14 protein-coding genes are annotated in these 13560 nt (G+C 54.6%); 7 read left to right on the forward strand and 7 right to left on the reverse strand.

The genetic code is table 11. The features are described from left to right. Window positions 1-328 precede the first annotated feature (328 nt). Complete coding sequence (locus ACMV5I_RS22760; RefSeq protein WP_414825309.1) at window positions 329-1504, forward strand: IS4 family transposase; 1176 nt, start codon at window positions 329-331, stop codon at window positions 1502-1504. A 98-nt stretch (window positions 1505-1602) separates the two neighbouring features. Here the strand turns inward: ACMV5I_RS22760 and ACMV5I_RS22765 are convergent, their stop codons facing one another. The 7 genes from ACMV5I_RS22765 to ACMV5I_RS22795 all read right to left on the reverse strand — a co-directional run bounded on the left by ACMV5I_RS22765 (window position 1603) and on the right by ACMV5I_RS22795 (window position 7624). After that, window positions 1603-2847, reverse strand: coding sequence for a vWA domain-containing protein (locus ACMV5I_RS22765; RefSeq protein WP_414825310.1), 1245 nt, complete (start codon window positions 2845-2847; stop codon window positions 1603-1605). Window positions 2848-3040: 193 nt separating this feature from the next. Then, window positions 3041-3616 (reverse strand): TerD family protein, encoded by a 576-nt coding sequence (locus tag ACMV5I_RS22770; protein WP_021807716.1) that lies wholly within the window; start codon window positions 3614-3616, stop codon window positions 3041-3043. A 72-nt stretch (window positions 3617-3688) separates the two neighbouring features. Further along, window positions 3689-4267 (reverse strand): tellurium resistance membrane protein TerD, encoded by a 579-nt coding sequence (terD, locus tag ACMV5I_RS22775; RefSeq protein WP_021807715.1) that lies wholly within the window; start codon window positions 4265-4267, stop codon window positions 3689-3691. Window positions 4268-4324: 57 nt separating this feature from the next. Next, window positions 4325-5368, reverse strand: coding sequence for a TerC/Alx family metal homeostasis membrane protein (locus ACMV5I_RS22780; RefSeq protein WP_121608142.1), 1044 nt, complete (start codon window positions 5366-5368; stop codon window positions 4325-4327). A 23-nt stretch (window positions 5369-5391) separates the two neighbouring features. After that, window positions 5392-5847 carry a tellurite resistance TerB family protein gene (locus tag ACMV5I_RS22785; protein WP_202671624.1) on the reverse strand — a complete coding sequence of 152 codons (456 nt, stop codon included), beginning with the start codon at window positions 5845-5847 and terminating at the stop codon, window positions 5392-5394. A gap of 23 nt (window positions 5848-5870) precedes the next feature. Continuing rightward, the gene (locus ACMV5I_RS22790) at window positions 5871-7037 is read right to left on the reverse strand and encodes a TerD family protein (protein ID WP_121608144.1); all 1167 of its coding nucleotides are present in this window, start codon (window positions 7035-7037) and stop codon (window positions 5871-5873) included. Then, on the reverse strand, window positions 7037-7624 hold the full coding sequence (locus tag ACMV5I_RS22795; RefSeq protein WP_021181601.1) for a TerD family protein: 588 nt from the start codon (window positions 7622-7624) through the stop codon (window positions 7037-7039). Before ACMV5I_RS22795 ends, ACMV5I_RS22790 begins: the two co-directional genes overlap by 1 nt. Before the next feature lie 325 nt (window positions 7625-7949). On the opposite strand from ACMV5I_RS22795, the gene ACMV5I_RS22800 reads away from it, so the two are divergent. The 6 genes from ACMV5I_RS22800 to ACMV5I_RS22825 are packed head-to-tail and all read left to right on the forward strand — an operon-like array spanning window position 7950 to window position 13427. Then, entirely contained in the window at window positions 7950-9014 is a 1065-nt protein-coding gene (locus ACMV5I_RS22800) for an ATP-grasp domain-containing protein (RefSeq protein WP_202811430.1), read from the forward strand. Between the two features lie 3 nt (window positions 9015-9017). After that, on the forward strand, window positions 9018-10148 hold the full coding sequence (locus tag ACMV5I_RS22805) for a phosphoribosyltransferase domain-containing protein (protein ID WP_024485076.1): 1131 nt from the start codon (window positions 9018-9020) through the stop codon (window positions 10146-10148). Continuing rightward, entirely contained in the window at window positions 10141-10914 is a 774-nt protein-coding gene (locus ACMV5I_RS22810) for a hypothetical protein (protein ID WP_024485077.1), read from the forward strand. The genes ACMV5I_RS22805 and ACMV5I_RS22810 overlap by 8 nt, the downstream gene beginning before the upstream one ends. A 1-nt stretch (window position 10915) precedes the next feature. Then, window positions 10916-11995, forward strand: coding sequence for a cysteine protease StiP family protein (locus ACMV5I_RS22815; protein ID WP_024485078.1), 1080 nt, complete (start codon window positions 10916-10918; stop codon window positions 11993-11995). After that, the gene (locus tag ACMV5I_RS22820) at window positions 11995-12951 is read left to right on the forward strand and encodes an HpcH/HpaI aldolase/citrate lyase family protein (RefSeq protein ID WP_024485079.1); all 957 of its coding nucleotides are present in this window, start codon (window positions 11995-11997) and stop codon (window positions 12949-12951) included. The genes ACMV5I_RS22815 and ACMV5I_RS22820 overlap by 1 nt, the downstream gene beginning before the upstream one ends. Window positions 12952-12953: 2 nt before the next feature. Continuing rightward, a complete protein-coding gene (locus ACMV5I_RS22825) occupies window positions 12954-13427 on the forward strand; it encodes an HTH domain-containing protein (protein WP_024485080.1) in 474 nt (157 codons plus the stop codon). Window positions 13428-13560: the final 133 nt, after the last annotated feature.

Raw genomic sequence — 13560 nt, forward strand, 5'->3', positions numbered from 1 at the left:
AATTCCCAACCAAAATAATGCCTGCACACGATAGCAATCAATAATGATGATTGAGCATCTGGCTGCCCCTCACCCCAACCCTCTCCCATAGGGAGAGGGAGCCGATCGGCGTTGTTATTAGATATGGGAGTACAGCTTTGGCACCTTACGCTGGGCAGGGAGTTGGTACGGAGTTGTGGTGAGGTACAGGGCTGATGTGGAGGATGTCATTGAGTTGTAGCACGGACAGTCCCCTCTCCCTGTGGGCTGAGGAATCCCCACAAAAAAATGAAAGGCACGATGAAGTGTGATCTACTGGTTGCGCTAACAAAACAGAAGAGACCTCATCGTGCCTTTACAAACAGTTTGCCAGAAATTTTTCTCCGCGTCTTTACGTGGTATCCATTCCTTTCGGATCAATGTACTTATCTCTATGACCATTGCACTTTGCAACGGCGCTGACTTGACGCTGACCAGTCTCGGCCGTTCGCTTCCAGGCAGGGCTCACGTCAAAAATAAAATTAAGCGTGTTGATCGAGCACTCGGTAATACCGCTATTCATCACGAGCTTCCCCTTATTCAACAGATGCTTACCCGGTCTATCACCTCACTGATGCCGTTCTGCGTTATTGCTGTCGACTGGAGCGGATGGCATGACAAAAACTGGCATCTGTTGCGGGCAAGCCTAGTCTGTAATGGCCGTTCCCTCCCTCTGATGAGCGAAGTGGTGCCCGCCCGGCTGGCACAAAACAGCCAGGTTCAGTGCGCCTTCCTTGACCGTCTCCACGCGGCCATTCCCGACGGAAAACCCGTCACAATAATCACGGATGCGGGCTTCAGAACTGACTGGTTCAGGCACATAAGCCAACTGGGCTGGTGTTTTACGGGCAGGGTCAGAGGGCTCGTCTGCTTCCAGTTGGAAGGAAGCACCCGCTGGATGAAAATCAGTGACTTGCAGGCGGAGAGCACCCCCATAAAAGTCGGTTACGGTGTACTTGCTCGTAAGCCGAGGGTGCCTTGTTACGGTAGCTTTTATCTGCAAAAGCGCCCATCGGCGGGACGTCACGGAAAAGGCAGACGGTCAAAAACGGAGAAAGAGCATCGAAGTAGCGCTCAGGAACCGTGGTTGCTGTTCAGTAATGTTGAAGGCCTGGAGCCTCATCAGATAATGACCCTCTACAGTCGTCGGATGCAGATAGAGCAGAACTTCCGCGACGAAAAAAGTCCGCGCTTCGGATATGGGCTGAGACTAAGCCGCAGCCAGGGCTGGGGTCGCCTGGCGGTTCTGAGTGTAGTGGCAGCGATGGCCAGCCTGGTGATGTGGCTGACGGGATATATGGCGGAAAAGAAACAACTTCATCGGCATTATCAGGCAAATAGTGAGAAAGGGAGGCGGATCCTGTCGTATCTGAGGCTTGCTGGTGAGGTCCTGAGAGACAGACCGGGAATAGTGAGACGGATGAATATAGTTAATATGCTGAAAAAGTTAGGGAATGAGTACAGTAATATGGTCATGGGATGCTGACCATATTACTGGGGATCACTCAGCCCTGTGGGAGAGGGTTAGGGTGAGGGGTCATCACCGCACGCTAGTCTTTTGCTTAACTAACTAGAATTGCCAAGTTAAACAATAATCCGGTCCGCCTTGGCGGCGTCATACCACTCTTTAAACTCTTCCAGCAGCAGATCGTACAAACGGTCTTCTTTCATCGTGGCAAAATCGTCAATCGCAAAGAAGTTGGTGTTATCCACCCGGCGATCGGTGAAGGTATCCAGCTTTTCCAGCACGCCGTAGTTCGAGCCACCCAGGCCGACAAACTTCCAGAAAATCGGATAGTTGGCCGAGCGCTTGATCGCCTCTTTGATCTGGCGCGTTTTGCTGATGCCACCGTCGGTAATAAACACCACGTATACCGGCATATCGCTATGCTTAAACGTATCGATCAGCTCCTCCATCACCGGCGGCTCATTATTGGTGCCGCCCAGCTTTGGCAGGATCTCCCACATTGAGCGCTTGCCGCTGCCCTGGATCGCCTTGATATAGCCATCAAGATTATCCAGCGTCACATCGGGATATTTGGCGTGTTTTTCGGCAAAGCCCCAGACGTCCATCGAGCCGTCATCATCAAACTGCACGGCCAGCACGGCGATGCGATCCAGTACCGCCTGCACATTGCCCTTTTTGAACTGCCCGGTCATCGATCCTGAAGCATCCAGCACGAACGCAACCTTGGCCTTTACCGACTGCAGATTGAATTTAGCCAGGCTGACGGTGACGTTCTTCGCCAGGCTCACCAAATGCGGTGCTTTATCCTGCAGTTTTTTCTCCAGGCTGACGGTCGGCGGCGGAGTAGCAGGCGCCGCTGGCTGAGCCACATCAACGCCATAGTTTAACGCCAGCGGCTCCAGGCCACCGTTAAACCCTTGCCCCAACGCGCGCAGCTTCCAGTTACCAGCATGGCGATAAATTTCGGCCACAATCAGCGCCTTCTCCTGACGACCCGGAGTTTCTACGCTGTATTGGGCAACGTTCTGCGCATCCATTTTCAAGTGTTGCAGCCCAGAGATCGCGTCCAAACCATCAATCACCAAAGTGATGGCAATCTTGCTGACATCGGAGTCAATTTTACTGAGATCTAACGAGAGAGAGCTGCTTTGGTGGGTGGTTTGTAAAACGACGCTGCGGTTGGGGGTAGCGGTTTGATTGAAGAAGATAAAATCGGCATCGCCACGGACTTTGCCCTCGGCATTCAGCAGGAATACTGCGGTATCAGGCTCACTCTTAAAACCAGGGTTGGCGGGGTACTGCAGGGTCAGGTTGAGCTGGGTGCCATTGACCACCAGATTCTGGCCGGACTGTAAAATCATCAGGATAACCTCCTGTTAAAATAGCTTTTCCATAACGGGGATATTGGCGGGTAGGCCCCTCACCCCAACCCTCTCCCACAGGGAGAGGGAGCTGAAAGCCCCTGCTCTGCGGGAAGAAAGAAGATCATCTCAGCAAAACTTGAGCGCCCCCTCATCCAAAGTGAGCGCGAAGCGAGGGGGCTAATTCAGTGTCTTAGATATTCACGCCATGCTGCGAGGCCAGCGCGGACAGGCCACCGGCAAAGCCTTGACCTACTGCCTTGAACTTCCACTCGGCACCGTTGCGATACAGCTCGCCGAATACCATCGCGGTTTCGGTAGAAGCATCTTCAGACAGGTCAAAGCGGGCGATTTCGGTGCCGTTATCGTTGTTGAAGATACGCATGTAGCTGTTGCTGACCATGCCGAAATTCTGTTTACGCGCTTCGGCATCATAGATGGTGACGGCGAAAACCAGTTTCTTGACTTCCGCAGGCACTTTGCTCAGCTCAATTTTGACCTGCTCATCATCGCCATCGCCTTCACCGGTGCGGTTGTCGCCCTGGTGCTCAACGGAACCACAGGCACTCTTCTTGTTGTTGAAGAAGATAAAGCTGCTGTCGCCCAGCACCTTACCGTCATCACCAACCATAAATACGGAGGCGTCCAGGTCAAACCCTTGGCCATCGGTGACACGTGCATCCCAACCTAAGCCAGCCATGGCAATGTTCATGGTTGGTGCTTCTTTGGTCAGGGATACGTTACCGCCTTTTACGAGAGAAACTGCCATTTTAAAGCTCCTGCTTTGTAGGGGATGATACGGGCAGTGGTGTACTGCCCGTCATATTAACCAGCTTGTCGATCAGGACGCGTTGATGCCGTACTGAGCACACACGGAAGCCAAGCCACCGGCATAACCCTGACCTACCGCGCGGAATTTCCACTCGGCGTTGTTGCGATACAGCTCACCAAACAGCATGGCGGTTTCGGTGGACGCATCTTCTGTCAGGTCGTAACGGGCCACTTCAGTCTGGTTGTCATCGTTCACCAAACGGATAAAGGCACCGGATACCTGGCCAAAGCTCTGACGACGAGCCTGCGCATCGTGGATAGTGACCACAAACACGATTTTGTCGACATCAGCTGGGATCATATCCAGTTTGATTTTCAGAGATTCGTCATCGCCGTCGCCTTCACCCGTACGGTTGTCACCGGTATGGGTAACGGAACCGTCAGAAGAAGTCAGGTTGTTATAAAAAATGAAGTCAGCATCACCGCGCACTTTCCCGTTTGCGGCCAGCAGGAATGCAGAGGCATCCAGGTCAAAGTCTTGACCATCGGTGGAGCGTGCGTCCCAACCCAGACCAATCAACACATTCTTCATGGTTGGGGCTGCTTTACTCAGGGAAACATTACCGCCTTTAGATAAAGAAACACTCATTGTTCTAACCTCTCAAAAAATTAAACTTATGCGAATTGATTTCAGCTGGATAGGAGATCAGCTCTCCTTTTTCTCCTCAGCGTCGGGTTTGCCTGGAAACATGACGCTCGCGATAATACCCACCGCAAGAACGCCCAGCACGACAAACAGGCTCGCCGTGGCTGAAATGCTGTACCCATGATGCCAGATGTGGTCGGTGGCATTAAGACCCAGTTTCACCGCAATGAAGAACAGCAACACAATAACGGCTTTTTCCAGATGCGTCAGGTACTGCTTCAGGGCTTCCAGCACAAAATACAACGTACGCAGGCCGAGGATGGCGAACATCATGGCGCTGTAGACAATCAGCGGCTCACGGCTCACGGCGATGATGGCCGGTACCGAGTCAAACGCAAACATCACGTCGGACAGCTCAACCACGGCCACACACAGCATCAGCGGTGTCGCATAGCGCCAGGCTTTGGCACCACGGCCAATGGTCACATCCTTGTTTTCCGGTTTAGCCAACTCTTCATCAACTTCTTTCTGGCTTAACAGGAAATCGTGGCCCCGCAGTTTCGGCCAAATCGGGAAGAACCGTTTAACCATGCGGTACGCCAGGTGTTGCGAGTAGTCTTCGATCTCATCACCGTCATCGCCGCTGCGCAACATCATCACCGCCGTCCAGGCCACGATCAGCGCAAAGACAATTTCAACGTATGGCCCGAGGCTGAGCAAACCGGTACCGATGGCAACGAAGATGCCGCGGAACACGATAGCCCCGATAATGCCCCAGTAGAGCACGCGGTGACGATAGCGATCCGGCACGGCGAACCAGGAGAAGATCGCCATCATGACAAACAGGTTATCAACCGACAGCACTTTCTCTAAGGCATAACCGGTGACAAACAGGCTGGCCACTTCGGCACCGTGGTGGATATACAGGAAACCGGCAAAGGCCATCGCAATGGCAACCCAGAACACAGACCATAGGGCTGCGCTCTTCAGCGAAATAGGCTTGTCATCGCGGTGCATAAACAAGTCGATAAAAATGGCCCCGACAGCCAATACAATGAAAACAATGACGGTTTCGGTCGGGAAGCCGATGTGCGTGGATACCATATTAACCTTCTGAAGATATTACATTAAAGACCGAATTCGGCCGCATCAAAGCCCAGAGCAGCCACGATTTCACGTACCGCTTTTTGCTCATCCTGGTCGAAGTCACCGTCGCTTTTGGCTACGGCGATACCCACACGGATGGCCAGTTGGGCCGCTTCCGGCTGATCTTTCAGCGCCAGGATGTACTTCATGGTTTCGCCCTTGCCGATTTCGACATCGAACTCAAAGCTGGCGATCAGTTTGTTAAAGAATTCGATGACTTCAGAAGTCTCGAACACTTTCAGCTCATCAGATGCCTGGAGGAACCCAATCATCTTCTGTTTTTCATCAGAGCTGACGCCGTCGCTGGCCACGGCGATACGTGCGCACACGGCCACGGTACCCTGCATGAACTTTTTGTTCTTGAAACGACCGACCTGCTTGGTCAGCTCGTCGCGGCTGGCATTGAATGCCCCTTTAACCTTGTTGAAAAAACTCATGGTGGAATCCTCTGTGAAATTGATTACTTTGACCCTGCTCTCCAGCTGAAACCCCAGCCGAAAGCCTGATCCATGTCACTGTGACCGTTAAAGAAGCGGTTAACACGCTCAACCTTGATGCTACCGTTCTCGTTAACCAGACGCGCAATGGCACACATGTTGCGATTGTTCTGGCCTTCCGACATGCGGGTTTCAATCGGTGGCTGGTCTGGCACGTGCAACGTCACCACGCCATCCGTCTTATCCCAGCTCGCGACCCCTTCGTAGATAAAGGCAAACACCAGCACTTCGCGAATATGTTTCCATTCGCGCCCGTTGATATGCAGCCATTCGCCATCCGAGATATCACCGGTGCGGTCATCGCCTTGCAGTTGGACAAACGGCTCGCGGTTGTAGTCACCAAAACGCTTACCGAGCGCCTGGATCACCGTTTTTTCCCCGTTGGCCATTTCAACAAACGCCCCGAGATCGAGATCGACGCCCTTGTTCGAACTGAACATCGCCCGTAAACCCGTCGGGCCGCTGCCGCGATGCCAGTTCAGGTTGATACGGATTTCCCCAAAGTTATCCCGCTTGGTCAGGCTGATAGCCGGTTTTTCTTTGGTTAACGACACTTTGCTCAGGCTGATTTTGGCTGGCTCCGGTGTTGGGGCCGGTGCAGGCGTTGGCGCAGGAGCCGCTGCCGGGGCAGGAGCATCCGACACATCCACACCAAAATGCTCAGCCAGCGGTTTCAGCCCGCCGTTGAAGCCCTGAGCGATAAAGCGGAACTTCCATTCGCTGTTGCGACGATAGAGCTCACCCAGGATCAAGGCGGCTTCCTGGCGGCCATTCAGCTCAACGGTGCCCACCAGCAGCACTTCGTTATCCGCTTCAATCTGGACCAGCAAACGTTGCAGGCCAGCGACGGTTTGAGCCCCTTCACAGGTCACCGTAAAGGCGACTTTCTGCACGTCTGGGTGCAAGCGGCTGACGTCAACCGCGAAGTTGGAGTTATGACCTTCTTGGGTCAGGGCAACCGTGGCGTCATCGCTCTTGGGCTGACCATAAAAGATCATGTCCGCGTCGCCCTTCACTTTGCCATCGGCATACAGACGGAAAGCGGAGGCATCGACCGATGCGCCGGACAGCACGCGCACCGTTAATAATTTAGATGGAACTGGGGCATTGGCCCCCGGAGTCATATTCATTAGCGCACCACGGTAGCTTTGATGTCTGCATGCATGTCATCAATGGTTCTGCCGCTGCAGGCTTTGCCATGCGCGGTAAAATCCCATTGGCCATTGTTACGACGAAGTGAAGCAATCACGATGCCGGTATGAGCGCCCTGCTCTTTCAGCTCATAACGCGCCAGTTCCTTTTTGGCCTGATCGACCACGCGGCAAAACGCGTTTTCCACATCGTTGAACGACTGCCCACGGAAGCTGTTGACGGTAAAGGCCAGGTATTCCACCTGAGCAGGCAGTTTTGCCAGCTCGACCAGGATGACTTCGTCATCGCCATCGCCTTCACCGGTCAGGTTGTCGCCGCTGTGCACCACTGCGCCGCAGCGAGACTTAAGCTGGCGGAACCAGATGGTGTCGAGGGTATTGCCATCTTTGTCCAACAATACGCAGCCAGCATCGAGATCGATGGCATCACTGCCGCCGCCGAACATTTTGCTCAGCAGACCGCCTTTCTTCTTGATCGGATCCCACCCCAGGCCGAAGTGCAGCTGGTTGATGGCAGATGACTGCTTGCTGAGCGAAACGGTCTGGTTCTTGGTTAATGACACCATGGTTTAAGTTCCTTCAAGTTGGTATTGAAAACAGTGATTTTTTTACACCAAATTCCATGAGTAGAAAATCATATCATGATGGTGTTCACGCACAACCCCATTTTTGCTTATCATCGAGCTTACATTAGTTAAGCCTATATTTTTAATGAATTTATTTTTTATCACACAGGGTAACTTTTTGGCTACAAAATTCATTTTACGCCACTTTTCAACGTATCTTTTCACTTCTAGACTGACATCATGTTATGATTGACATCGCCATCGGGTGGCCTCAACCCACAGCGATCCTTTTAACCATCAAGCCTTGAACGGTAAAAATCAAAAAATGACACTCAAAATGTGGCTTATGGAAGGTTTATCTTCCCAGCGGGATATTATTCAGGGCATCGTTTCATTGGTGAAAGCCAAGCAAACTGCCGTGACGGTGGTTGCCTCACACCGTAATGAACGTAACGAGATCCTCTCCCAGGCAGACGTCGCCTTGTTCGAACCGAAAGAAGACGAACAGCGGCTACCCTTCATTCTGTCTACGGTGGAAAAGTGCGGCATCAATGCCATCCATACGGGCCGTAACACGCAGTGGTTCGAAGCTCATCGCCAACAGATCGAGGCTGCCGGTGTCACACTGACCACGGGTGCCACCAGCCAGGCCATGTTTGAGCTGGCCGACGACAAAGTGGCATTTGCCCAGGCCATGGAGCGGCATGGGTTGCCGGTCGTCCCCTCTCTGCGCATTGAGTCGGTGGCCGAGCTGCGCGATCTGATTAGCCGTTCCCCTTTCTCTGGCGCGCAGCTGTGCGTCAAACCGGTGAAGGGTATTTATGGCATGGGATTTTGGCGTTTTGATGAAAGCGTGGGCCCGATGGCCGCCTTTACCCATCCGGAAAACCGCAAAGTGAACCCACAGCGCTACCTCAGTGCTTTGGCGGACGCTGGCGAGTTTGAGCCGCTGGTGCTAATGCCTTACCTGCCTGGCCCTGAATACTCCGTCGACATGTTGGTTGATCGGGGCACCGTGCTGGCTGCCGTCGCACGTAGAAAAGAAGGGGCGCTGCAATATCTGGAAAACCACGGCGAAGCGTTTGAACTGGCTATTGCCTGTGCCACCGCGATGCAGGCCGATGGCCTGGTCAACGTGCAAACCCGCAACGACACCAGCGGGCGTCCGGTGCTGCTGGAAATCAACCTGCGCCCGTCTGGCGGTATCGGCTATACCCGTTTCAGCGGCGTCAATCTGCCGGGCCTGTTTGCCCTGTATAAGCTTGGCGTAATGAGCCAGCAGGAAGTGATTGATGAGGCTAAATCTGCATTCTCCCCAGCGATCGTCCGTTCTATTACCGATGTCGTCAGATATCACCCCGAGCTCGACAACCTGCTGGTGAAGGACTAACCCATGCTAAATACCTATTCCCGCACGCTGTCCTGCGGCACGCTGAAAGTAACCCCAACGGGCGGCACGATCGCGCTGGATGATCTGTTTGACGTAGCCGAAAGGCGCAACCCGAAACGCGCGTTTCTATTCGTCAGCAAGGTGCTGGGCCGCCATATTCCGGTGAAGCCGAGCGTCATGCGCGCCGTCTATCAGCAATTGGCCGCGCTGTTCCCGGCCTGTGATCAAGGCCCGGTGCTGTTTATCGGCATGGCGGAAACCGCCGTCGGCTTCGGTGCTGGCGTGTTTGACGAAGTCCGGGGCAGCGTTAGCGACCCGGTATACCTAACCTCCACCCGTCACCCGGTAGAAGGGGGCGAGCTGCTGTGTGAATTCAAAGAAAATCACAGCCACGCCACCGACCACCTGCTTTATCTGCCCCAGGATGCCGAGCTGCGCCGACGCGTACTGGAAGCTAAAACCGTCGTGCTGATCGACGATGAGGCCACCACCGGCAACACCTTCATCAACCTGCTCCAGGCGTTACAGCAGGATGCCGGGTTACACAACATTGCCCGCGCCATCACCGTTACGCTGACCGACTGGAGCGGCGACGCCCTCGCCCAACGCAGCCCAATCCCTATCCAGTATGTGTCACTGGTTCAGGGTGACTGGCACTGGGAAAAAAATCCCGATGCTCCGGTGCCGGTGATGCCAGCCGTCAACGTTACCGCCACCGGCAGCGTGCCGATCACCGGTAAACAAAGCTGGGGCCGTTTGGGCATCTCATCGCCAAGTGCGGATCTGGGGCGCGATATTCAGACGCATCCAGGGGAGAAATTGCTGGTGCTGGGCAGCAGCGAGTTTGTCTGGGAGCCCTTCCTGCTGGCTGAACGCCTGGAAAAACAGGGGGCCGAAGTTAAATTCAGCTCCACCACCCGTTCGCCAATCGCCACCGGGTTCGCTATCCAGTCCGCCATCGCCTTTGGCGATAACTATGGGCTGGGCATCCCCAACTTTGTCTACAACGTGGCCCACCAGCAGTTTGACCGTATCCTGTTGTGCATCGAAACCCCCGCGGCAAGCGTTGATCCCGCGTTAATTGAGGCGTTAAAACAGGTCGCCCCTAGCGTTGAGGTCGTAAGCTATGAATAAGCCGGTCATTTTCTCCGATCTGGACGACACCCTGTTCCAGACACGCCGCAAGATGGTCGATGAACTCGACCTGGCCCCGTATCGCACCGGCGCCTTGGATCGTAGCCTTGAGCCACGCAGCTTTATGACCGAAGAGCAGTCGATGCTGGTGGACTGGATGCTGGAACATGCGGAGCTAATCCCGGTAACCGCACGTGGCACCGAAGAAATTGCCCGGGTGAGTATCCCGTTCAAGTCATGGGCGGTTACCACGCACGGTGCGGTGATCCTCAACCCACAAGGGCAAGCGGACGCGGCATGGCAAGCGTTGATGCTGGAAAAACTGCAACCTTATGCTGCTAACCTGCTGGCGATGCAACGCAAGATCACCGAGCTGATGGCCGAACGCAACATCAATGGCTGGGCGCGTATCAACTATGAATACGGCGACACGCCGGTCTATCTGGTGATGAAACACCGCGATAGCACCCGCTTGGACGAGCTTTACGCCATCGCCGATGAGATTGAGCAGCTATTCCCCACTGAAGGCTATTACGTCCACCGTAACAGCAACAACGTTGCCTGGTTGCCGACCGTGGTAGAAAAAGGGCTGGCCGTGACCTTCCTGCTGGAAAAACTGCGCCTTGAACGCGGCGTGTTCCCGGTTATCGGGTTAGGCGACAGCCTCAGCGATCATCGTTTTATGAAGCTTTGCACCTGGTTTGGCCTGCCGCGCCAGAGCCAGTTTGCCGAAGCGATCTCCCGCCATATTTTCGGAGAGCAGTAATATGTCTGATTTTGTGCCCTTTTCCGGCTCATACCTGCCCGAGGACGTTCACTTTCTGCTGCAACCGGTAGAAATGGAAATGACGCCGGTCGATCAGAAAGAACAGCTGATCCAGTCCGGTGCCCGTCACTACTCGGAAATGTTGAGCCAGGAACCGGAGCCGACCCCTTCACACCTCGACCTGTTTGCCCGCGCACTCGATCAGGGTGCAGGACGCCTGGCAAAAGAAGTCTCGATGCTGGCCCTTGCGCTGATTGAACGGTTCGGCGATACGCCGATAGTTCTGGCCAGCCTGGTGCGTGCCGGTGTCCCACTGGGAGTGATGCTCCAGCAAACGCTGCGGGCCATGGGTAAAGAGTCTTATCACTACGGCATCAGCATCATTCGTGACCGGGGCATCGACTCGGTGGCACTCGACTGGATCGAGGCACGCCACGGTACCGAAGGAATAGTGTTTGTCGATGGCTGGACGGGTAAGGGAGCCATTACCGGCGAACTGATCCGCTCCCTCAACAACCGGCCTGGCTATCCTGCCCAGCCCCGCCTGGTAGTGCTTGCCGATCCCTGTGGGTGTTCGTGGCTGGCAGCCAGCGACGACGACTGGCTGATCCCGTTTGGCATTATGGGCGCGCCGGTTTCCGGCATGATCTCACGCTCCATCTGGTCAAATGAAGGCCTGCACGGCTGTGTACAATGCGATCATCTCGCCCAGTTTGAATGCAGCCGTCTGCTGGTGGATACCGTGGCACAGTATCGCGCCACGCTAGACACAGCGGCGCTTGAGCCCTGCACACAGGATGCAGAGAGAAAGGCTTACCTGAAACAACAAAGTGAGCAGGTGGTTAACCACCTCGCCGAAAAATATCAGGTTGCCAGCATTAACCGAATTAAACCAGGGATCGCAGAGGCTACGCGCGCTGTGCTACGCAGAGTACCGGATCACGTCTTGGTCCGTGCGGTAGACGATCCCGACGTCGCGCTGCTGGTCTATCTGGCACGCGAAAAGGGGCTGACCATTACCGAAGTCGGTGATGAGATCGGGCAGTACCGTGCGGTAACCATTATCAAGAAGGTGCTCTAATGAACCAACGACTTTCCCCTTGGCGGCTGGGTGCTTCACTCTATATGCCCGCCACCAGAACCGATATCGCCGATACGATCCTCAATAACAAGATCGCCGGTTTACGCTCGCTGATCGTCTGCCTGGAAGACGCGGTCAGCGACGAAGATATTCCCCAGGCGCTGGACAACCTGCGCGAACTCACCCAGACGTTGGCCCAGGCCAAGGCCGCGGAGGGCAATGACCACTGGCCGCTGGTGTTCGTACGGCCTCGCCATAAAGAAATGGGTAAACAGCTGCTGGCGAGCATGGATTTCAGCGCGGTGGACGGCTTTGTGCTGCCCAAATTCACCCTGGCTTCGCTGCCTTACTGGTGGAACATGATGCAGGACTCGCACCTGTGCATGATGCCCACGCTCGAGACAGAAGAAGTGTTTGATGTGGTTCAAATGCGTGAGTTAGCCAATACCCTGCATCACCACCCGTGCTATCGGCGCATCATCGCCCTGCGTATCGGTGGCAACGATCTGATGAACGTGGTTGCGCTCAGAAGGCCGCGCAACCTGACGCTGTATGACGGCCCGATGGGCTACGTGATCAAAATGTTGGTTGCCGTGTTTTCCCCACGTGACTTTGCCCTGACGGCACCGGTTTGCGAGCATATTGACGATCATCAGATTATGGATAAGGAATTGGCGCTCGATATCGCCCATGGGCTGGTCGGCAAGACGGCGATCCACCCGAATCAGATCGGCAAGATCGAAAAGGCGTTGATGGTGCAGGCCAACGATCATACCGATGCGCTGCGGATCCTCAACTCCTCGCAGGCGGTGTTTAAATCGCAAGGAACCATGTGCGAACCCGCAACCCATCGCCGCTGGGCGTCAGAAATCCTGGCGCGCGCTCAGGTATATGGAATTGCCAACGAGTCATCTCAGGAAAGCCACCGGTTTAGCATCAACGCAGGCAGTCATTAATCATGCAACTCAATACGCGACAGGCACGGATCTATAAGCTGGCCATTTTACTCAGTGCGGGTAAACCCGTATCCGCAGACAAGATCATCACTGAGTTAGACTGCTCGGGGCCAACCCTGACACGCGTGCTTAAGGAATTGAGGGAATCCTACGAGGCGGAGATCAAATACCGCAAGGCCACTCACTCCTATCAGTTGACTGCATCTGGGCATTTAGACAAGAAAACGTTTCGCCGTATGCAAGATGCGCTGGCGGCTAACTCTGAGCTGAAGACCAGCGAAACCGTCAGCCGGGTCTATCTGGATAAAGAGAAGAAGAAAGCCGTGTCGCTGTCATTGAAAATGTCGGTGCTACGCAAAATCGATCGCTTATCCAGAGTGACGGAAACGACCCGCAGCGAAGCGGTGGATATGGTTGTTGAGCGCTGTATCGATGACCTGGTGCGCAGCATTCAGGCCAGCAAGCAGAAGCCGTAATACCGTCCCCTCACCCTAACCCTTATGTCTTGATCTTCTCCGCCTTAGCGGAGAAGATCCCCGACTGATCATCGGGAGATAGCCGGTGAGCTCCCCCTAACCCTAGTGCCTATGAGCCCGTGGGAGAGATTGT

This window comes from Serratia sp. T13T92 (assembly GCF_047530105.1).
GTDB lineage: Bacteria > Pseudomonadota > Gammaproteobacteria > Enterobacterales > Enterobacteriaceae > Chania > Chania fonticola.

Bases quoted from the DNA above. Each gene is read 5' to 3' on its own strand.
- ACMV5I_RS22765 (WP_414825310.1), bottom strand. From the start codon at position 2,847: ATGATTTTACAGTCCGGCCAGAATCTGGTGGTCAATGGCACCCAGCTC.
- ACMV5I_RS22770 (WP_021807716.1), bottom strand. From the start codon at position 3,616: ATGGCAGTTTCTCTCGTAAAAGGCGGTAACGTATCCCTGACCAAAGAA.
- terD (WP_021807715.1), bottom strand. From the start codon at position 4,267: ATGAGTGTTTCTTTATCTAAAGGCGGTAATGTTTCCCTGAGTAAAGCA.
- ACMV5I_RS22780 (WP_121608142.1), bottom strand. From the start codon at position 5,368: ATGGTATCCACGCACATCGGCTTCCCGACCGAAACCGTCATTGTTTTC.
- ACMV5I_RS22785 (WP_202671624.1), bottom strand. From the start codon at position 5,847: ATGAGTTTTTTCAACAAGGTTAAAGGGGCATTCAATGCCAGCCGCGAC.
- ACMV5I_RS22790 (WP_121608144.1), bottom strand. From the start codon at position 7,037: ATGAATATGACTCCGGGGGCCAATGCCCCAGTTCCATCTAAATTATTA.
- ACMV5I_RS22795 (WP_021181601.1), bottom strand. From the start codon at position 7,624: ATGGTGTCATTAACCAAGAACCAGACCGTTTCGCTCAGCAAGCAGTCA.
- ACMV5I_RS22800 (WP_202811430.1), top strand. From the start codon at position 7,950: ATGACACTCAAAATGTGGCTTATGGAAGGTTTATCTTCCCAGCGGGAT.
- ACMV5I_RS22805 (WP_024485076.1), top strand. From the start codon at position 9,018: ATGCTAAATACCTATTCCCGCACGCTGTCCTGCGGCACGCTGAAAGTA.
- ACMV5I_RS22810 (WP_024485077.1), top strand. From the start codon at position 10,141: ATGAATAAGCCGGTCATTTTCTCCGATCTGGACGACACCCTGTTCCAG.
- ACMV5I_RS22815 (WP_024485078.1), top strand. From the start codon at position 10,916: ATGTCTGATTTTGTGCCCTTTTCCGGCTCATACCTGCCCGAGGACGTT.
- ACMV5I_RS22820 (WP_024485079.1), top strand. From the start codon at position 11,995: ATGAACCAACGACTTTCCCCTTGGCGGCTGGGTGCTTCACTCTATATG.
- ACMV5I_RS22825 (WP_024485080.1), top strand. From the start codon at position 12,954: ATGCAACTCAATACGCGACAGGCACGGATCTATAAGCTGGCCATTTTA.